14 protein-coding genes and 1 tRNA gene are annotated in these 19,088 nt (G+C 71.2%); 9 read left to right on the plus strand and 6 right to left on the minus strand.

Annotated features, from left to right (window positions below):
• The first annotated feature begins 54 nt into the window (after positions 1–54).
• Genes OHS57_RS32480 through OHS57_RS32490 form a run of 3 tightly spaced genes read left to right on the plus strand, consistent with a single transcriptional unit; the run spans position 55 to position 4,186 of the window.
• Positions 55–1,260, plus strand: coding sequence for a glycosyltransferase family 4 protein (locus OHS57_RS32480; protein ID WP_328585220.1), 1,206 nt, complete (start codon positions 55–57; stop codon positions 1,258–1,260).
• Between the two features lie 5 nt (positions 1,261–1,265).
• Complete coding sequence (locus OHS57_RS32485; protein ID WP_328584218.1) at positions 1,266–2,948, plus strand: lipopolysaccharide biosynthesis protein; 1,683 nt, start codon at positions 1,266–1,268, stop codon at positions 2,946–2,948.
• Positions 2,945–4,186 carry a hypothetical protein gene (locus OHS57_RS32490; protein WP_328584219.1) on the plus strand — a complete coding sequence of 414 codons (1,242 nt, stop codon included), beginning with the start codon at positions 2,945–2,947 and terminating at the stop codon, positions 4,184–4,186. The genes OHS57_RS32485 and OHS57_RS32490 overlap by 4 nt, the downstream gene beginning before the upstream one ends.
• Here OHS57_RS32490 and OHS57_RS32495 read toward each other — a convergent pair.
• The gene (locus OHS57_RS32495) at positions 4,159–5,649 is read right to left on the minus strand and encodes a hypothetical protein (protein ID WP_328584220.1); all 1,491 of its coding nucleotides are present in this window, start codon (positions 5,647–5,649) and stop codon (positions 4,159–4,161) included. The genes OHS57_RS32490 and OHS57_RS32495 overlap by 28 nt on opposite strands.
• Positions 5,650–5,787: 138 nt before the next feature.
• Here OHS57_RS32495 and OHS57_RS32500 point away from each other — a divergent pair, with 138 nt between their 5' ends.
• Entirely contained in the window at positions 5,788–6,324 is a 537-nt protein-coding gene (locus tag OHS57_RS32500; RefSeq protein WP_041993447.1) for a WcaF family extracellular polysaccharide biosynthesis acetyltransferase, read from the plus strand.
• Positions 6,321–7,430 carry a glycosyltransferase gene (locus OHS57_RS32505; protein WP_328584221.1) on the plus strand — a complete coding sequence of 370 codons (1,110 nt, stop codon included), beginning with the start codon at positions 6,321–6,323 and terminating at the stop codon, positions 7,428–7,430. The genes OHS57_RS32500 and OHS57_RS32505 overlap by 4 nt, the downstream gene beginning before the upstream one ends.
• A gap of 32 nt (positions 7,431–7,462) precedes the next feature.
• On the opposite strand, the gene OHS57_RS32510 is transcribed toward OHS57_RS32505, so the two are convergent.
• The 3 genes from OHS57_RS32510 to gmd all read right to left on the minus strand — a co-directional run bounded on the left by OHS57_RS32510 (position 7,463) and on the right by gmd (position 12,163).
• On the minus strand, positions 7,463–8,158 hold the full coding sequence (locus tag OHS57_RS32510) for a hypothetical protein (RefSeq protein WP_041993453.1): 696 nt from the start codon (positions 8,156–8,158) through the stop codon (positions 7,463–7,465).
• Positions 8,159–8,303: 145 nt separating this feature from the next.
• Positions 8,304–11,027 (minus strand): CBM96 family carbohydrate-binding protein, encoded by a 2,724-nt coding sequence (locus tag OHS57_RS32515; protein ID WP_041993455.1) that lies wholly within the window; start codon positions 11,025–11,027, stop codon positions 8,304–8,306.
• Between the two features lie 122 nt (positions 11,028–11,149).
• Positions 11,150–12,163 (minus strand): GDP-mannose 4,6-dehydratase, encoded by a 1,014-nt coding sequence (gene gmd / locus OHS57_RS32520; RefSeq protein ID WP_328584222.1) that lies wholly within the window; start codon positions 12,161–12,163, stop codon positions 11,150–11,152.
• A 50-nt stretch (positions 12,164–12,213) separates the two neighbouring features.
• On the opposite strand from gmd, the gene OHS57_RS32525 reads away from it, so the two are divergent.
• The gene (locus tag OHS57_RS32525; protein WP_443043005.1) at positions 12,214–13,158 is read left to right on the plus strand and encodes a GDP-L-fucose synthase family protein; all 945 of its coding nucleotides are present in this window, start codon (positions 12,214–12,216) and stop codon (positions 13,156–13,158) included.
• An 18-nt stretch (positions 13,159–13,176) separates the two neighbouring features.
• On the opposite strand, the gene OHS57_RS32530 is transcribed toward OHS57_RS32525, so the two are convergent.
• Positions 13,177–14,580 carry a sugar transferase gene (locus OHS57_RS32530; RefSeq protein ID WP_041993463.1) on the minus strand — a complete coding sequence of 468 codons (1,404 nt, stop codon included), beginning with the start codon at positions 14,578–14,580 and terminating at the stop codon, positions 13,177–13,179.
• 278 nt (positions 14,581–14,858) lie between these two features.
• On the opposite strand from OHS57_RS32530, the gene OHS57_RS32535 reads away from it, so the two are divergent.
• The 3 genes from OHS57_RS32535 to OHS57_RS32545 all read left to right on the plus strand — a co-directional run bounded on the left by OHS57_RS32535 (position 14,859) and on the right by OHS57_RS32545 (position 17,797).
• Positions 14,859–15,959 (plus strand): LCP family protein, encoded by a 1,101-nt coding sequence (locus OHS57_RS32535; RefSeq protein ID WP_078863798.1) that lies wholly within the window; start codon positions 14,859–14,861, stop codon positions 15,957–15,959.
• A gap of 111 nt (positions 15,960–16,070) precedes the next feature.
• On the plus strand, positions 16,071–17,636 hold the full coding sequence (locus OHS57_RS32540; protein ID WP_041993465.1) for a glycoside hydrolase family 71 protein: 1,566 nt from the start codon (positions 16,071–16,073) through the stop codon (positions 17,634–17,636).
• 87 nt (positions 17,637–17,723) lie between these two features.
• A tRNA-Pro gene (locus OHS57_RS32545) sits at positions 17,724–17,797 on the plus strand.
• A 249-nt stretch (positions 17,798–18,046) separates the two neighbouring features.
• Here the strand turns inward: OHS57_RS32545 and OHS57_RS32550 are convergent.
• Positions 18,047–19,009: a glycoside hydrolase family 6 protein gene (locus OHS57_RS32550; protein ID WP_443043006.1), complete on the minus strand. Its 963-nt coding sequence runs from the start codon at positions 19,007–19,009 to the stop codon at positions 18,047–18,049.
• Positions 19,010–19,088: the final 79 nt, after the last annotated feature.

Genomic DNA, 19,088 nt, shown 5'->3' on the forward strand with positions numbered 1-19,088 from the left:
GTGAAAGCACACCGAGATACCGGCGCGCCGGGCGGGGGTGCGCGCCGGCTGCTGCTGGTGTCCACCAACTACGCGCCCGAGCACGCGGGCATCGGCCCGTACGCCACACAGATCGCCGAGCACTGGGCGGGCAGCGGGCATGAGACGCACGTCCTGACCGGAATGCCGCACTACCCGTCCTGGTCCCTGGACCCGGCGTACGCGGGCGTCTGGCGCCGCACGGAACACCTGCGGGGGGTCGTCGTGCACCGGCGCAGGCACACCGTCCCGCCTCGGCAGACCGCCGTCAGACGCGCTCTGTTCGAGGGAACGATCCTGCTGCACGGCATCGCTGCGCCGCCCCGGATGGGCCGCCCCGACGCCGTACTGGCCCAGCTGCCCAGCCTCGCCGGCGGGGTGCTCGGGGCGCGGCTCGCCGCGCGCTGGCGCGTGCCGTACATACCCGTCGTGCAGGACCTGATGGGGGCCGCCGCCGCCCAGAGCGGAATCCGTGGCGGCGACCGCGCCGCCGCCGTGGCGCAGCGCGCCGAGTCGTACGCCCTGCGGCGCGGCCGGCTGGTCGGCGTCATCCACGAGACCTTCGTCGAACCCGTCCGGGCGATGGGCGTCGACCCGGGGCGCATCAGGGTCGTGCCCAACTGGTCGCATGTGCCGGGCCCGTCGCGCGCCCGCGCGGAGACCCGCAAGCGGCTCGGCTGGGCCGAAGGCGAGACCGTCCTGCTGCACTCCGGCAACATGGGCCTGAAACAGGGCCTCGACGTCCTGGTCGATGCGGCCAGACGCGATCCGGCGGTGCGGGTGGTCCTGATGGGCGACGGCAACCAGCGCGAGGCGCTGGGCAGGGCCGCCGACGGCATCCCCAACCTGGACTTCCTGCCGCCCGCCGGGGATGATGAGTTTCCGGACATCCTCGCGGCGGCCGACGTCCTCGCCGTCACGCAGCGGGCCTCGGTGCTCGACATGAGTGTGCCGTCCAAGCTGACCTCGTACTTCGCCTCGGGGCGGCCCGTCGTCGCCTCGGTCGCCGCCGAGGGCGGCACGGCTCTTGAGGTGCTGCGTTCCGGCGCCGGGGTGCTCGTACCGCCGGAGGACCCGGACGATCTGCTGAAGGCGGTGCGTAGACTCGCCGAAGATCCGGCGGGCGCCGACGCTCTGGGGGCGGCGGGACCACGCCATGTGACGGCTCATCTGTCACGGGCCGACGGCCTCGCCCGGATCGACGCACTCATCGACGAGGCCATGGGGGGTCCACTGACGTGACGGACATGCATGTCTCCGCTGCGGGTGACGACGAGCCGAACCCGCTCAGGGACCAGTTCAGGCAGCTGCTGCGCTACCGCTGGCTGATCGGCGGCGGCGTCGGCATCGGCCTGGTCGGCGGCGCCTGGCTGGGCGTGACGTCCGCCGAGTCGTACGCGGCGTCCAGCGACGTCAGACTGCGGGCGCCCAGCACCGATCCGTTCAACTCCGCCGTCTCGGTGGACAAGAGCGTCGACATGGGCTCCGAGCGGCAGACCGCGATCAGCGGCAGCGTCCTCGACCTGGCGGCCTCCCGGCTCGGTGTGGCCGGGGGAGCGGGCGCACTGCGCTCGGGGATCCAGGTCACCAACCCGCCCCAGACCATGGTGCTGCACTTCACCTACACGGCGGCCTCGCCCACCGAGGCGGCCCGCCGCGCCAACGCCCTGACCAAGGCCTATCTGGACCTGCGCAAGAAGCAGTGGACCGGCATCAGGGACAGCATGGTCAAGAACTACACCGACGAGCTGAACCCGCTCGGCAAGCAGCAGGACGAGCTGACCAAGGAGATCAACGAGCTGCCCGAGGACACGGCCGCCTCGGACTCCGCGTATACGGTGCGGGCCAATCTGCTCAACAAGATCAACGATCTGCAGAGCAGCATCAGCAGCCTCAAGTCGCTCAACATGACGCCGGGTGATGTCATCGCCGTCGCCACGGCGCCCGCCTCCTCCCAGGGGCTCGGGCTGCCGCTCTCCGTCGGACTCGGCGGCGCCGTCGGGGTCGCGCTCGGTCTGCTCGGCGCCTGGGTCCGGCTGGTGTTCGACCCCTCGCCGCGCTCGTCGAGCGACATCGTCCGAGCCGTACGGGCCCCCGTGCTCGGCACCCTGCCGCGCGCCGGGTCGGGCCCGCTCCTGGCCGACCAGGCGGACTCGCGGATCGCCGAGGAGTACCGCTCGGTGGCCTTCCGGCTCGCCTACGACCAGCGGTTCGCCGACCGGCGCAGGCTGCTCGTGGTGGCCCCGCGGGGCAGCAGCGACGCGGCGGCCGCCGTCGCCGCCAACCTGGCCGCCTCGTTCGCCGAGACCGGCAAGGACGTGCTGCTCATCGAAGCCGATCTGCGCACCCCCTCGCTCGCCGGGCGACTGCGGGTGAACGCCGCGGCGCGGCCGAGCTGGAGCCTGCCCGCCGATCCGGACGAGGCGGGCTGGCCGGGCAGCAGGCAACTGTCCGTCGACGCGGGCGAGTCGGGCTCCTTCGACCTGGTCCCCGGCGAGCGTGTGCGCAACGTGGCCCGTGCGCTCACCTCCACCCGGATGACCCGGCTGATCGACGAGGCCGACTCGCCGAACGCCACCGTCGTCGTCCTCGCGCCGCCGGTCCTCGCCTACGCCGACGCGCTGGCACTGGCCGACCGGGTGGACGGCGTCCTCGTCGTCTGCGACCCGACGTCCGTGCACCGCGCCGACCTCGCCAGGATCCGCGAACTCATCACCGGCGCCGGCGGTACGGTGCTGGGTGCCGTGGTGCACACCAAACCGCACCGCCGCCCCGGCAAGGGCGGCAGCTCGGCGCACCGCGGTGCCAGAGGTGCGGGAAACGGCCCGCCGCCACCGGCCGGACCGGCCCAGGAGCCGGAGCAGCCACCGATGGGGGACGGCAGCGACACGGTGGGACTGCGCACCGTACGCGCCGGCGATCTGCGGTGAGACGCTCGGCCGTCGTCGCGGCTTCGGTACTCGACCAGGCGGCCTCCAGCCTGACCAACATCCTGGTGCTCGTGATGGCGGCCCGGGTCTCCACGGCGGCCGGCTTCGCCGCCTTCTCGATGGTCTACCTGACCTTCACCGTGCTGCTCGGCCTCAACATGTCGTACGTGGGGCAGGCCGTCGTCCTGGAGCGCGGCGACGACGACGGGACACTCGCCTCGGCCTGCCGCTCCGCCGCCGTGTTCACCGCCTGCGCCTCCCTGATCGCCGGCGCGCTGCTGGTGACGGGCGGCGCGGTGACCGGCGGCCGGGCGGGCGGCGCCTTCCTGGCGCTCGGTCTCGTCCTGCCCGTCGTGCTCGTCCAGGACGGCCTGCGCTACTCGTTCTCGGCGCTGCGCCAGCCGCACCGCGCGCTCGCCGCCGACGTCCTGCGGCTGGTGTGTGTCGTACCGGCCCTGCTGCTCCAGCCGCACCACGCGGCGCCCGCCCGGCTCGTGGCCGTGTGGGGCTTCTCGGCGCTGCCCGCGCTGCTGGTGGGACTCCTGCTGCTGCGGCCGCTGGTGACCGGCGCCACCACGCACGTACGGCGCTACCTGCGGCGCGGCCACCTCGGGATGCGGTTCGTCGTCGAGTTCGCCGTCGGCAACGCGTCCAGCCAGCTCGCGGTGCTCGGACTCGGCCTGTTCGCCAGCCCGTTGACGGTCGGCGCGCTGCGCGGCGCCACCACCGTCTTCGGGCCGCTCAACGTCCTGTTCAACTCCGTCAACGCCTTCGGCCCGCCGGTGCTCGGCCGGCTCGGCGGCCGGCGCGCCACCGCGCGCGCGGCGGCGGGACTCGGCGGTGTGCTGGCCGTCGTCGGACTCGGCTGGGCGGCCGTGCTGTACGCGCTGCCCGACCGGATCGGGCACCAACTCCTCGGCGCTACCTGGCAGTCGGCGTCCCAGATGTTCCCCGCCACCGGCACCCAGTACGCGTTCATGGCGCTCGGCACCTGCGGGCTGGTCACGCTGCGGGTGCTCAGCCCGCGCGCCACCCTGCCCCTGCAGATCGTCTTCTCGCTGCTCACCGTCGTGCTGATGCTCGGCGGTTACGCCGTCGACGGGGCGCTCGGCGCCGCGTGGGGCCTGGCAGCGGGCTCCGCCCTCAAGGCCCTCGCCGCCTGGATACGGGTCAGCCGGCTGCGTACCGAACCGGACAGGCTCGCGGACGATCAGCGCAGCGCCGCTCCCTTGTCCTGACGGTACGTCATGACGAGCGCGACACAGAGCACGGCGATCGCGATCCGCCCCGACGCCTGGAGCAGCGGCCCGCGCAGCAGGATGAACGAATAGCCGGCCACCAGCGGCACCACCAGCGCGATCAGACTCCCCGGCGGCGCGCGCCGGGTCGCCCTGCGGGCGTATCTGCCGTCGACCCTGGCCGCCGCGTACCCCATGCCGAGCAGCCCGAGAGCCATGCCCAGCGGGCCGAAGTCGATCCACAGCTCGGCCCACACCGGTGAGGAGAGATTGGTGTTGACCGTGCCCATCCACTGGCCGACCATCACGCCCGTGTCGCGCGGCTTGCCCGGCCAGGCGGAGCGCGGCACGGCGAAGAAGACCGAACCTGCCAACTGGCGGCCGAAACTGTGGCCGTGCCCCGAGCGCACGAAGGTGATCGTGTTGGCGAACATGCCGACCTGGTCGTAGTCCTTGAGCGCCAGCGGCTGGAGCAGTGAAGTCGTCTCCACCGGGCGGTAGTTCTTCGCGTCGTAGCGGAAGCGGTCGGCGAACGGGAAGATCACCAGCGCCACCACGACACCCAGACTCAGCGCCGCCCGGTACATCGCCGCACTCACCGGGAAGACCGTGAACAGCAGCGAGAACAGCACGGTCAGGAACCAGTAACGCGGATTGGATATCGGGTTGTTGACCACCAGGTTGAGCGCGCAGAGCGCCAGCCAGGTGGCGATCACCGGAGCCGAGCGGCGGGCCCGCCGCGACGTGACCAGCCACCGCGTGTACACCAGCAGCGCCAGCAGCGCGGGTACGGTGCCGAAACCGCGCAGCAGCGCCTGGCCCGCCTGTGAGTCGGCCTGCGAGAGCCCCGCGTCCGCGATCCCGGCGATGATCTCCTGCCGGCTGCTGAAGAACACCGCGGGGCCGCCCAGTTTGACGACGAACGCGGCGCTGCACACGAAGGCCGCCACCACCAGCAGATACAGCCGCCGTCTGTGCACCAGGGCCGGCCTGGTCGCCCCTCGCCCCGTACCGCCGGGCCGGTGCCGCGCCAGCAGCGCGCCCACGTCGAAAGCCACACAGCCGATCAGGATCAGCGCGACGGCCTCGGTCAGATCCGAGCGCGGGCCCACCACCGGGGTGGGCTCCTGGCCGAGCACCAGCTGCGCCAGCGGCGCCACCCCCATCGCCATGTAGACGAAGAGCCAGAACGACCCCTGGAGCAGCTTGCGCCTGGTGGTCAGCACCATCCCGCACAGCCGGGTCCCGGCGTAGACGGTCAGGGTGAGCTGGAGCCAGTACGCGGCGTCGTGCACCCCGTCGCCCGACTGGGACGCGACCACCACCGGCAGGACCAGCGCGAGGCCGAGGACCAGCGGCACCGAGAGCGCCCGGGAGAGCAGTGTGCGCGGTGAGACCACCGGCGCTGCGCCGGTGGTCACCGGAACCGGCGGCCCGGTGGCCTCGTTCACGTCCGTCGCCATCACAGGCCCCCCTGCCCCTCAAAAGTTCCCCGGACAGGAGTCTAGGGCCTGCCGTGCCTCCACCTCGCTGTCACCTTGTGTCAACCACTAGGCTGAGCATCCGGGTCGCCAGGGGAGGCGCCCGTGGGGGGTGGACGGATGCGGGATCTCAGGGCCTTCACGCTGGCCGGATACGACAAGGGCCGCGGAAAACTGGTCCAGGCGCTGTGGTTCGCCGTGCTCAACACGGTGTTCATGGTGTGGTTCTGCCCGGCCCGGCTGCGGGTCGCCCTGCTGCGGGCGTTCGGCGCGCGGATCGGCGAGGGCGTGCTGATCCGGCACCGGGTGCGGATCCTGTGGCCGTGGAAGCTGACCATCGGCGACCACAGCTGGATCGGCGAGGGCGCCTGGCTGCTCAACCTGGAACCCGTCACCATCGGCGCGCACGTCTGCGTCTCGCAGGAAGCGCTGCTGTGCACCGGCAGCCACGACCACCGCGCCGCCGACTTCCGCTACCGCAACGCCCCCATCGCCGTCGAGGACGGCGCCTGGGTCGCCGCACGGGCCGTCGTGCTGGCCGGGGTCACCGTCGGCGCGCACTCCGTCGTCGCCGCGGGCACGGTCCTGCACAACGACCTGCCCGCGCTCACCCTGCACACCGCCGCCGGCCGCCGGCCGGTCGAGGAGCCGGTATGAGGGTGCTGCACGCCGTCACGCTGCACAGCCCCACCCACGCCTTCGGCGGCCCGGTACGGGTCGCGCTCAACCTCTCCAAGGGACTGCGGGCCCGTGGCCACGACGCGCGGCTGCTGGCGCTCGGCGACGGCTTCGAAGGGCCGCTGCCCTCCGCGGTCGAGGGCGTGCCCGCCCAGCTCCATCAGGCCCGCAGGGTCCTCCCGGTGGGCTTCAGCGGCATCACCTCACCCGGGCTGCTCGCCGCTGCGGGGCGGCTCGTACGCGACGCCGACGTCGTCCACGTACATCTGGCCCGCGATCTGGTCACCCTGCCCGTCGCACTCGCCGCGCTAAGGCACCGGCGGCCACTGGTACTCCAGACACACGGCATGGTCGACCCGAGCGACCGGCTGCTCGCCAAGGCGCTGGACGCGCTCGCCGTCCGCAGGCTGCTGCACGGAGCTTCGGCCGTGCTGTACCTGACGGACCACGAACGCAGGGGCCTGGACGCGGTGGCCGGGCCACCCGCGCTGGAGCAGGCGGTCCGGCTGGTCAACGGCGTACCGGCGCAGCAGGCGCGGACCGCCCCCGAAGGGCCGCCGCGCATCCTCTACGCGGCCCGGCTGCAGGCCCGCAAGCGCCCCCGGGACTTCGTCGCGGCGGTCCCGGAGATCCTGCGGGCGCAGCCCGACGCCGAGTTCGTGGTCGCCGGACCCGACGAGGGTGAACTGGCCGCCGTCCAGGCGCTGATCGCCGAACTGGGTCTCGGCGAAAAGGTGCGCTGCCCGGGGGCGCTGTCGGGCGAGGAGATGCTCGCCGAGCTGCGGCGCGCGCATGTGTACGTACTGCCGTCGGTGGACGAGCCGTTCCCGATGTCCGTGCTGGAGGCGCTGTCGGTGGGCGTGCCGTCCGTCGTCACGACGTCCAACGGGCTGGCGGGCGACATCCGCGCGGCCGGTGCGGGCCGTGTGGTCGCCGAGGCTTCGGGGCTCGCCGCCGCCGTACTGGAACTGCTGGAGCCGGAGACGGCGGCGGCGGCCTCGGCGGCGGCGCGGAAGCTGGCGGCTGAGTCGTTCTCGATGGACGCCGTGCTCGACACCCTGCTGGAGACGTACGCGAAGCTCTGAGCGGGCGTAGGGCCTGTCGTCCGGATCAGGCCTTACGCCGGCAGCCAGGCGTAGCAGCCCGAGGAGATGAACTCCTTGGTGCCCGCCGGGATCTTGGCGGTGACCTCGCCCTTGGCGCCGGGCGCCGGGCCCGAGGCCAGTGGTTTGCCGCCGGCGCCGACAGCACGCCAGGTGCACGAGGGGTCTGTGGTCAGCGCCCGGTAGGTGCCGGCCGCAGGCTTCTCCCGCTTGCCGTCGGGGAAGCCGGTCCTGGCCGCGGCGAGCACCGGCTTCTGGTCGGGGCACAGCTGGGTGATGGCGTCCGCCGCGTCCGGGATGTCACCCGCGATCACCGCTCCCACCGCGTCGTCGCGGCTGTGCTTCGCGGTGAGCGCGACCCGCTGGCAGGCCTCCTGGCCGGTCTGCAGGACCGCCGCCGGGTCCATGTTCTTCGGCACCCTGCCGCTGAGGTAGTGCTTCTCCTTCTTGGTGAACGTGCCGGTGACCGGCGTCAGTTGGGCGTCCGGCAGCACGGGTCCCCCGGACGGCGAAGGCGCGGGACTCTCCCCGGCCTGCGCGTCGGGCGGTTCGGGGGCGGGCGTGACCTGCGCCGAAGGGCCGCTGCCGGTCGTCCCCGACGGTGGCGCGGCGGCGTCGTCGCTGTCGTGCGACGAACTGCAGGCGGTCAGCGCGAGAAGGGCGGCGGCCAGCACGGCGGCGGCTGCCGGACGCCGGGGGAACGAACGCATCAAGTGGCTCCTGTGGCACGGGCGGTACGGGTAGTTCGGGCGGTACGGGCGGGTTCGGTTGGTACGAGCGGGTGCGGGGCCCGGTGTGTGCCGGGCCCCGCACCTCCCCATCATCGTGGTGCGGTCAGAGCCGCGTCACGCCGTGTCACGGCGCGCCGAAGGTCAGCACCAGTTGCGGTGTCCCCTCGTTCGCCGTGGCCTCGCTCGACCACAGCCACAGCGGGTCGGTGCCCGTGCTCGTCAGCGCCAGGCTGTACGAACTGCCGAGCGCCGCCGACAGCGCCGATGTGCTCAGCGACGTCGAGTAGACGCTCGACGCGGCCGATGCCCCGCTGAGCGTGCCCAGGGTCCCCGCGCCGAGTGCGGGCCGGTTGTTGTACGTCACGCCCGCCTCGGTCCAGGCCCCGGTGACCGGGACGACGGACTGGCTGTCCGCCGACTCCGCGCCCGCCATGGTGGATGTCTTGACCGCGAGCCGCGCGCTCTTCAGTACCGTGCCGCTGGGTGCGGCGGGCAGGGTGAAGCGCAGATAGCTGGTGTACGCGGAGGTGCCGCGTACGGCCATCGAACTCGACGTACCGTAATTGGTGCTCGGCGCACCGGCGTTGACGTAACTGTCCTCCGCCGCCTGGACGGTGGTGACGGTGTCGGCCGGAGCGGACGCCAGCGTGTGGTGGTTGGCGACCTGCGTGGCCGAGAGCACCGAAGGATAGACGGCTGTCTCGTCGATCTGGCCGGCGAAGAAGCTGCTCGTCGGCTGACTCGGCCAGCTGTTCAGATTGTCGGCGCCGACGTGCCAGTAGCCCGTGAACGACTGGTTGGTGGTGACGTTCTTGGTGCCGACGGCCGCGCCGTCGACGTAGAGCGTCATCCCGCCGGGCCCCTGGGTCGCCACCACATGGTGCCAGGTGCCGTCGTTGTACGTGCCGGGCGACACGACCGTCTGGGTCGAGCCCGTGTACACACCGAACACCAGGTTCCCGGCGTTGGTCATGTAGATGTGCTTGTCGTAGTTGCCGCTGTTGGCCGTGGTGTTGGAGCCGAAGCCGATCAGCTTGCCACCGCTGGTCGTGGTGGTCTTGAACCAGGTCTCCAGACTGTAGGGCCCGGTCACGGTCGTCGGCCGGTCGCTGTAGACCTGCTCGTTGGTGCCGTTGAGACCGAGCGCCGTGCTGGGCCCGTTGACCGCGGCGGGCGTCTGCCGCAGGGCCGGTGCGTTGAGGTAGACACCGCTGTTGTTCGACGAGGACGAGTCCCCCGCGAAGGCGCCGGACGCCTCGTCGTAGCGCCAGTACAGCGAGGCGCCGTCGTCGAGCACGGCGGCCGGATAGGCCTCGGCCGAGGTCGGTACGGTCACGGACACGGTCGGGGAGAGCCCGCTCGCGTTGCCCGCCGCGTCGGTCGCCGTGACCCGGTAGGTGTACGTCTGGCCCGAGGTCACCGTGGTGTCGGTGAAGGACAGCTGCGGCCGGGACCACGGGAGTGAGTCGCCGTCCACGGTACGGATCGGTGTCGACGAGCCGTTGCGGTAGACCTTGTACGTCAGCGTGCTGTCGTCGGTGTCGGTGCTGGAGCGCCACCGCACCTGCACCTCACCGGGTTTGACGCTCGAAGCGCTCGCCTGCGGCACCGCCGGCACGCCGGTGTCGGGCCCCGAGGCGAACCGGGTCAGCCCCTGCGCCGGAGCCGCGTTGACCGTGGTGAACTCACCGCCGACCCACAGGTACTTGGTCGCCCCCGACCCGGCGATGGCCAGGGCGCGCGGGCCGATGCCCTCGCCCAGCCCGTCGTTGGTGTTCGGGAACCAGCCGAGCAGACTGGGGGTGCTGGTGGGCTCGGCGAGCAGATGGTTGCGCGGCCCGTCGGGGAACTCGCCCATGCTGGAGCAGTCGTGGGCGTGCGACGCGCTGTAGAGCACCGTCTGGTACGACTCGACCGCCTGGGTGGCGCCGAGGCACGTGTCGCGCCATCGCTGGCCGAAGTTGCTGAGATCCACCGCGATCCGGCCGTCGAAGACGCCGCCGCCGGTGCCCTCGTTGCCGGTGTAGAAGCCGGTCGCGTCGGTCCCGATGGCCTTCACGACCGAGTTGACCGGCACGAAGTTGTTCGGGTACGTCTGCACGTTGGCGCCCGTGGTGGAGTCCACCACGGCGAGCGCGTGCGAGTCCGCCCCGTTGACGGTGGTGAAGTCCCCGCCGACCACGACGTGGTCGCCGTCAGGAGTGACGGCGACGGCCCGCCCCGGAGCGTCGGCGTCGGCGGTGAACGGCCGCAGCGCGCCACTCGTGCTGTCGACGGCCGCGAACCGCTGCCGGGTCTGGCCCTGGACCGATCCGAAGTCGCCGCCCGCGAAGACCGTGTCGTCGGTGACGGACAACGCCCGTACCGTCGCAGCGAAGCTCGGGTGGAAGGCCGCCTTCGGCGTACAGGTGGCGATGTCGATGGCGGCGAGACTGCTCACCGGGGTGCCGTTGACGGCGCCGAAGTAACCCCCCGCGTATAGCGTCTGCTTGTCGGGCGAGACGGCGAGCGCGCGTACCGTCGCCGTACCGCTGCCGATGGTGAACGAGAGTGTGCAGGAAGTGGGCGCGCCCGTCGCGGCGTTCATCGCGACGAAGTTCACCGCGCTCTGCGCGGTGCCACTCGCACCGTCCGGCGGGCGCACCTGCGAGAAGGTGCCGCCGACGAAGACGGTGTCGTCCGCCTGGGCGAGTGCCCAGACGATGCCGTTGGTCTGCCAGGTCGGCAGATCGTCGGCGGTGAACGCCACCGGAGGTGTCACCGCCGCTGCTTGCGGCACGGCGGTCACCCCCATGCCGGCGGTGACGGACAGGATGAGGGCCGCCGAAAGCCCCCAGGTTCTACGCATGTACCCCCCAGGCGGGATAGCCCGGCCCTACGGCCGGAGTTCTGTTGTGCGTGTGGTTCGCCGTGCTCATCCGCGCCACCCCTGCGCGGATGCCGTGCCGCGACCGCCCCCTCCGCGGTCGCTCAGCGGTCGACGCGGACCGCTGTACCCGCCAACTGGTCCTCCAGCTGGCGCAGATCGGCGTCGACCATGATCCGGGCCAGTTCGTCGACGAGCACCGTCGGCTTCCAGCCGAGCAGGTCCCGCGCCTTTCCGGCGTCTCCGATGAGTGAGTCGACCTCGCTGGGCCGCTCGTACTTGGGGTCGTACCGCACATACCGGTCCCAGTCCAGACCCGCGTGCGCGAAGGCCGTCTCCACGAACTCCCGTACCGTGGCCGGGACTCCGGTGGCCACCACGAAGTCGGTCGGCTCTGTGTGCTGGAGCATCCGCCACATCGCCTCGACGTACTCGGGCGCGAATCCCCAGTCGCGCACGGCGTCGAGGTTGCCCAGATAGAGCCGGTCCTGGAGACCCGCCTTGATCCGGGCGACGGCGCGGGTCACCTTGCGGGTCACGAACGTCTCACCGCGGCGCGGCGACTCGTGGTTGAACAGGATCCCGTTGACGGCGAACATCCCGTACGCCTCGCGGTAGTTGACCGTGGTCCAGTAGGCGAAGACCTTCGCGGCGCCGTACGGGCTGCGCGGATGGAACGGGGTGTCCTCGTTCTGCGGCGGGGGAGTGGCGCCGAACATCTCCGACGAGGACGCCTGGTAGATCCGGGTCTCCACACCGCTCGCCCTGATGGCCTCCAGCAGCCGCAGCGCACCGAGTCCGGTCACATCACCGGTGTACAGCGGCGCGTCGAAGGACACCCGCACATGGGACTGGGCGCCGAGGTTGTACACCTCGTCCGGGCCGATCTCCCGCAGCAGGTTCACCAGCGCCACACCGTCCGAGAGATCCGCGTGATGCAGCACGAACGACCGGTTCGCCTGCTGCGGATCCTGGTAAATGTGGTCGATGCGCTCGGTGTTGAAGCTGGACGACCGCCGGACCAGACCGTGGACCGTGTATCCCTTGGCGAGCAGCAGCTCCGCCAGGTACGAACCGTCCTGTCCCGTCACGCCCGTGATCAGCGCGGACTTGCTCATGACCGATGCCCCCTGGGTATATGTAGTGATTTCCTGGCATGATCCGGCTCATGACTGACATGACTGAACCGCTCCTGCCGGCCGGCGCCCGGATATTCGTCGCCGGCCACCGAGGTCTCGTCGGGTCCGCCGTCGCGCGGAACCTGACCTCCGAGGGCTACGAGGTACTCACCCGGAGCCGCGACCAGTTGGACCTGCTCGACGCCGGCCGGACAGCCGCCTGGCTGAAGGACACCGGACCCGACGCCGTCGTCATGGCGGCCGCCAAGGTCGGCGGCATCATGGCGAACAGCACGTACCCCGTCCAGTTCATCGAGGACAACCTGCAGATCCAGCTCAGTGTCATCGCCGGCGCCCACCAGGCGGGCGTCGAACGGCTGCTCTTCCTCGGCTCGTCCTGCATCTACCCCAAGCACGCGGCGCAGCCGATCAGCGAGGACGCGCTGCTCACCGGACCGCTCGAACCGACCAACGAGGCGTACGCCCTGGCGAAGATCGCCGGCATCATCCAGATCCAGTCGTACCGGCGGCAGTACGGCGCCCGGTACATCTCGGCGATGCCGACGAATCTGTACGGTCCCGGCGACAACTTCGACCTGGCGACCTCGCACGTCCTGCCCGCGATGATCCGGCGCTTCCACGAGGCGCGCACCGAGGGCAAGGACGAGGTGGTGCTGTGGGGCTCCGGCACGCCGCGCCGGGAATTCCTGCATGTCGACGACCTCGCCGCCGCCTGCACACTGCTGCTCCGCTCCTACGACGCCGACGGCCCCGTCAACGTCGGCTGCGGCGCCGACCTCACCATCCGCGAACTGGCCGAGACCGTAGCGGAGGTGACGGGGTATCAGGGCACCATCGGCTGGGACACCACGAAGCCGGACGGCACGCCCCGCAAGCTGCTGGACATCTCCCGGCTCGCCGCGCTCGGCTGGAAGCCGGGCATCCCGCTGCGGGACGGTATCGCCGCCACCTACGCCGACTGGCAGCGCACGTGAAGTCATCGCCGGCCCCTCTCAGTACGCTCCGCGACCGTCGACGACGGCGCGGAGCGTACGGGCCATGACGTCGACGTCGCTGGTGAAGGACCAGTTGTCGACGTAGCTGAGATCGAGCTGGACGGTCTCGTCCCAGGAGAGGTCCGACCGTCCGCTGATCTGCCACAGACCGGTCATCCCCGGCCGTACCGCGAGCCGCCGCAGTTCGGTCTCGGTGTAGTGCGTGACCTCGTCGGCCAGCGGCGGGCGCGGGCCCACCAGCGACATCTCACCGCGCACCACGTTGATCAGCTGGGGCAGTTCGTCCAGTGACGCCCGGCGCAGCAGCCTGCCCACCCGGGTGACCCGGGGGTCCCTGCGGATCTTGAACATCGGACCGTCGATCTCGTTGACCGAGGCCAGCTCGGCCCTGCGCAGATCCGCGTCCACATGCATCGTGCGGAACTTCCACATCACGAACGGCACACACGCCTGCCCGATCCGGCGCTGCCGGTAGAAGACAGGGCCGGACGACGTCAGTCCGACGGCGAGCGCCACGACCACGAAGAGTGGCGACAGGGCCAGCAGCCCCAGCGCCGCCGCTGTTCGGTCCATGACAGTCTTCAGGGTCGGCTGGAGTCCGCGCCGCAGCGGTGGCACGACCCGCAGCAGGGCCAGTCCCGCCGCCGACGTGGTCTCCAGGCGCTTGACGGAGATCTCCAGCAGGCCCGGTGCCAGGGCCAGCTCGACACCCGCGTCGTGCAGCGCCCAGGAGAGCCGGCGCAGCCGCTCTCCCGACATCCCGGCCCCCGGCGCGATCAGCACCACGTCGGCGGGCAGTTCACGGATGGCGGCCAGTACGGGCCCGCTGTCCTCGCCCGGCTCGGCCGGTGTGCCCGACGGCAGCCGGCAGGACAGCCGGGCGCCGGCGGCCAGGTCGCCTTCGCCGATCGCGACGACGCCGACCACGACATACGGATGGTCGGTGCGGGCCGCGAGATGCTCCGCGAGATCGTCGGCGGCCGACGGCTCGCCGATCATCAGCACCCGCGTCACGACCTGCGCCTTTCTGCGGGCCCGCGCCAGGTGACGGTACGTCAGTTTGCGGCAGGCGAGCGTGAGGAACAGCGCCGGAAGCAGTGCCAGCAGGCAGCGCAGCGGCGCGTGATGCAGTTCGAAGGCGGCCCGTGCCACGGCCAGTGTGCCGACCAGGATCAGCCAGTCGTGCAGCACGGGCAGCGCGCCGCGCGACTCGCCGAGTGTGCGCGCCGCGTATCTGAGCCGGCAGAACTGGACGAGCGTCCAGGCCAGCGCGGCCACGAAGGCGCTCCGCAGCGCGTAGGGCTCACCACTCCGGTAGAGCAGCAGTGCCACCGGCACGGCCGCCCCGACGAGGTCGGTCAGCAGCGCGACGGGCAGATACCAGCCCGCCTTGAGACGCATCCCACGCGGGACCGCCCCCGGCCCGGTTCTGGTTCCGGGCGCGCTTGTCTCAGATGGATGGACATGCCACATGTACCCCCCCGGCACGTGTTGACGTGCTACACACCGTTAGTCGATTCCCCGATCGACGAACAGGTGTCGCAACAGGGAACAGTACGACAAACTTGTGCGCATGCACCGCTGTTTACGGAATCGTTCCTATCGGTTGACGTCCGTTTCATCACATCGGTGCCCACTGGAGTTGCCGCTGAGGCGGCAGGGGGGAAGAGAGCAAGATCATGAACGAGTCAGCCGACGAGAGATCCGACGGACCGCTCGACCCGGCGGAACCGGCCGCAGCGCCGGATTCCGCAGCGGATTCCGCGGCGGGTACGCCACCGCCGTCCGCCCCCGAGCACCGCACGAAACGGCGTAAATTCCTGCTGGGCGGCCTGGCGCTGGTCGGCGTGGGCGTCCTGCTGCTGGCCGGCGCCGGCTGGTGGGCCGTCGGGCACTACACCGGCCGGGTGGAGCGCATCCCGAACGCCTTCCCCACCAAGGTCCCGGCCTCCGCGCAGCCCAAGGACAGCGCCGGCGGCGAGACGTTCCTGCTCGTCGGCGTCGACAGCCGCTCCGACCTGCCCACGACAGGAAAGGACGCCAAGGCCCCGCAGTGGACGTACGGGGCACAGCGCAGCGACACGATGATGCTGGTCCATCTGCCCGAGGACCGCTCCAACGCCTATGTCGTCTCGCTGCCCAGGGACTCCTGGGTCGACATCCCCGGCCACGGCAAGGCCAAGCTCAACGCGGCGTTCTCCTGGGGCGGCCCGCCGCTGCTCATCGACACCGTGCAGCGGCTCACCGACGTCAAGGTCGATCATCTGGCCGTCATCGACTGGGACGGCTTCAAGAAGCTCACCGACTCGGTGGGCGGCGTCGACCTCACCGTCGACGGGGAGCGCCGGCACATGAACGGCACCCAGGGCCTGGTCTACGTACGGGAGCGGCACAGCCTGGCCCGCGGCGACCTCGACCGCACCCACCGGCAGCAGAACTTCCTGCGCGCCGTGCTCAGCAAGGTCCTCACCCCGGGCAACCTCACCAACCCGCTGAAGACCGGCGAGGTGCTGAACAACCTCACCGACAGCGTCAGTGTGGACGACCGCCTCGGCAACGGCGATCTGCGCGATCTGCTGTGGGGCTCCCGGGACATCAGGCCCTCCGGAATGGTCTTCATGAACGCTCCGGTGACCGGGACCGACACGATCGACGGACAGTCCGTGGTCCTCCTGGACGCGGCCAAGGACCGTACTTTGTGGGACGCGATGCGCGCGGACACCCTCAAGTCGTACGTCGCCGGTCACCGTACTGATCGGCTCGGTACGACCACCCCCTAGCGGGACAGGACGGGCCCCGGGGACGCCCGGGGCCGGTTGCCCCCGGGCCGCGGATCGGCTCTACTACTGCGCAATACCCGTATTACGGGACGATCTTCGGGAGGACGGACGATGGCCGAGCCGACAGCGGGGCCCGCGTCACACCGCCGTCACCCGGCGCGCCGCAAGCGCCGCGCGGTGCTCGGCGCCGTCCTCGGCGTCCTGCTGCTCGGCGCCTGGGCCGGAGTGGGCATGGCCGGTGACACGAACGGCGGGCAGGAGACCCCGGGCGGTACGAGTGTGGCACCGCCGAGGGCGACCGACGCGCTGCCGTTCGACCTGCCGCCCGCCGCCGAACTGCGCGACAGCGCGCACCTGGTCTTCGCCCACTACTTCACGCCGTACCCGCTCTCCCTCGACAACCAGCCGGCGCAGAGCGACTACTACAGCCGCAACTACCTCACGGTACGGGGCGAGAACGGCAAGCACGCCGCGTACGGCGGGCTGCTGCGCGACCGCCCGCTCCCGGTCGCCGAGCAGCAGGGCGACTGGCAACTGGCCAACCTGGAACAGGAAGTGCGCACCGCGCGGGACGCCGGGATCGACGGATTCAGCGTCGACATCCTCTCGCTGTCGGGACCGAACTGGGACCGGGTCAACCTGCTGCTCAAAGCGGCGCACGAGGTCGACCCGGCGTTCCGCATCATGCTGATGCCGGACATGACGTCCCTGCACACCGACCCGGCGACCCTGGCCGAAGCCCTGGCGAAGCTCGCCGCCCAGCCGGCGGCCCACCGGCTGGCCGACGGCAGGCTGGTGGTGTCCCCGTTCAAGGCCGAGGCCGTGGACCCCGCGTGGTGGTCGCAGATGATGGCGCGGCTGGACGGACAGCACGGCATCAGGACCGCACTGGTCCCGCTGTTCCTCAACTTCGGTGCCAACGCGGAGCGTTACGCGTCGATCAGCTACGGATTCTCGGAGTGGGGGAACCGCAGCTACACCGCCCAGGAGGGCGCGAGCGCCCACACAGCGCTCGCCCACCGGCTCGGCAAGGTGTGGATGCAGCCCGTCTCCGTCCAGGACGCCCGCCCCAACCAGGGCGTGTACGACGAGGCAGGCAACACCGCCAACCTCCGCACCACCTGGGGCCATGCCATCGACGACGGCGCCGACTGGGTCCAGCTCACCACCTGGAACGACTACTCGGAGGGCAGCCAGTTCGCCCCCTCGCTCCACAACGGTTACGCCTACCTCGACATCTCCTCGTACTACCTGACCCGCTTCAAGACGGGGAAGTGGCCGCAGCTCGTACGCGACCGGCTCTACGTGACCTCCCGCGTCCAGTTCGCCGCCGCCGTACCGTCGGCTGGCGCCGGCCAACGACTGATGCGGCCCCGCGCCGGGACCGCGCAGCCACGCGACGAGGTCGAGGTGCTGAGCTTCCTCCCGGCACCCGCGACCGTCGACACCGCCGTGGGCACCGACCACAAGAGCTTCGACCTGCCGGCGGGCGTCACCGCGACACTGCTGCCGCTGCGAACAGGCCACAGCTCGGCGGCCGTCGTACGCGACGGCCGGAAGTCGACCGAGGTGACCACCCGCTACCCGGTGGGCCCCCCGGCCCAGTCGCAGGACCTCCAGTACTACGCGGTGACGAGCGGCGACCTGGCGGCCGCCCGCCTCCCGGGCACGGACTGAGCAGCCCCGCGTTGGACAACCCCCTCCCGGAGTGCGGTAACGTTGGCGCTGCGTGACCGCACGGCGACATCCGTACACGGCACGCATCGGGACGTGGCGCAGCTTGGTAGCGCACTTGACTGGGGGTCAAGGGGTCGCAGGTTCAAATCCTGTCGTCCCGACTCGAAAGAGTCGAGGTCAGGGCCGGTGTCGGAGAAATCCGATACCGGCCCTTGATCGTTCCCGGGACCAGTTGGGGATCAGGCGGGGACGGTGCGTCCCAGCAGCGCCGCCAGTCGGTTGATGGCGGGCGCGCACCTGTCCGTACGCGAGCACCACTCACCGCTGAAGCCGGCGCGAAAGCCCCGGCGCCCCCGACGGCAGTGGGCTGCCACCCGGAGGAAGCAGCCCACCGTGCCGTATCGGCGGTCTCAGTAGCCGTAGATCATCTTGTACGCGACTTCCGGGAGGAACTGCCCGGCCACGGAGCCCGCGCCGACTCCGCAGTCGCCGTCGGATTCGCCGGGGGTCTTCAGCCACAGCAGCATCTCGGCTCCGCCGCCCGTCTGGCTGGCCGTTCCGGTCTTCCGTCCGGCGGGGTTGCACCACTCGCCGTTGGAGTCGTTGCCGTTGCGGCTGGTGTCGACGACGAAGGGCTTCGTGTAGCCGAAGGACGCCGACAGCGCCGAGTTGAGGGCGTTGCCGTAGCTGATGTTCCGGTCGTTGTTGTAGTAGTTCGAGATGTTCGACGAGAAACCGTGCGCCTGTCGGGCCCCGGCGCCGTCGAGAGCCCGGGCCATGGCGCCCGCGTCGATCCAGCCGGGGTTTCCGGCGTCCAGGTACGTCCAGGTGTTGGGCGCCTGCGCGGAGAACCGCGCCAGGGCGTCCTTGATCATGGCGTTGCGCTCATCGATCTGCTGCTGGGACATACAGCTGAAGTCGCCGAGGGAGTCGGGCTCGATCACCACCAGTGCCGGTCGTCCGCCGATGGCCGAGGCGAAGGCGGAGATCCAGGCGCTGTACGCCGCCGGAGAGCCCGCACCGCCGCCGGAGTGGCCGCCGCAGGCGTCGCGGCCCGGGATGTTGTAGGCGATCAGGACGGGAAGCTTGTCGGCGGCGTCCGCGGCTCCTACGTAGGAGCCAACCGCGGACCCGATGTCACCGCTCCAGGAACCGAACCACCGGGCCATGGGGCGCGAGGCGATGTTGTCCCGGATCGCCGGCGCCCGTCCGTCGCCGGGGTTCGCCGCTGCCCATGCGGCCGGAGTCGAGTTCGGGTCCACGTAGAACCCGCTGGTCATGCCGATCGGATCGGCCAGGGCGCCGGCGTCGGCCTGCCCGGCACCGAGGGGCAGGAGCAGGCACGCGAATGCCGACGTGACGAGCGTACGCATCTTCTTTCTCAAGAGTGCAGCCCTTCTGGGAGCGCTCCCACACCGGCGATGAATCGGCCACGGGGGAGACGCGGGTGGG

Source organism: Streptomyces sp. NBC_00370, assembly GCF_036084755.1.
GTDB lineage: Bacteria > Actinomycetota > Actinomycetes > Streptomycetales > Streptomycetaceae > Streptomyces.

Excerpts from the sequence above, each read along its gene's own strand:
- gmd (WP_328584222.1), bottom strand. The coding sequence starts at position 12,163 with ATGAGCAAGTCCGCGCTGATCACGGGCGTGACGGGACAGGACGGTTCG.
- OHS57_RS32530 (WP_041993463.1), bottom strand. The coding sequence starts at position 14,580 with ATGCGTCTCAAGGCGGGCTGGTATCTGCCCGTCGCGCTGCTGACCGAC.
- OHS57_RS32510 (WP_041993453.1), bottom strand. The coding sequence starts at position 8,158 with ATGCGTTCGTTCCCCCGGCGTCCGGCAGCCGCCGCCGTGCTGGCCGCC.
- OHS57_RS32485 (WP_328584218.1), top strand. The coding sequence starts at position 1,266 with ATGCATGTCTCCGCTGCGGGTGACGACGAGCCGAACCCGCTCAGGGAC.
- OHS57_RS32495 (WP_328584220.1), bottom strand. The coding sequence starts at position 5,649 with ATGGCGACGGACGTGAACGAGGCCACCGGGCCGCCGGTTCCGGTGACC.
- OHS57_RS32540 (WP_041993465.1), top strand. The coding sequence starts at position 16,071 with ATGGCCGAGCCGACAGCGGGGCCCGCGTCACACCGCCGTCACCCGGCG.
- OHS57_RS32505 (WP_328584221.1), top strand. The coding sequence starts at position 6,321 with ATGAGGGTGCTGCACGCCGTCACGCTGCACAGCCCCACCCACGCCTTC.
- OHS57_RS32535 (WP_078863798.1), top strand. The coding sequence starts at position 14,859 with ATGAACGAGTCAGCCGACGAGAGATCCGACGGACCGCTCGACCCGGCG.
- OHS57_RS32500 (WP_041993447.1), top strand. The coding sequence starts at position 5,788 with ATGCGGGATCTCAGGGCCTTCACGCTGGCCGGATACGACAAGGGCCGC.
- OHS57_RS32515 (WP_041993455.1), bottom strand. The coding sequence starts at position 11,027 with ATGCGTAGAACCTGGGGGCTTTCGGCGGCCCTCATCCTGTCCGTCACC.
- OHS57_RS32525 (WP_443043005.1), top strand. The coding sequence starts at position 12,214 with ATGACTGACATGACTGAACCGCTCCTGCCGGCCGGCGCCCGGATATTC.
- OHS57_RS32550 (WP_443043006.1), bottom strand. The coding sequence starts at position 19,009 with ATGCGTACGCTCGTCACGTCGGCATTCGCGTGCCTGCTCCTGCCCCTC.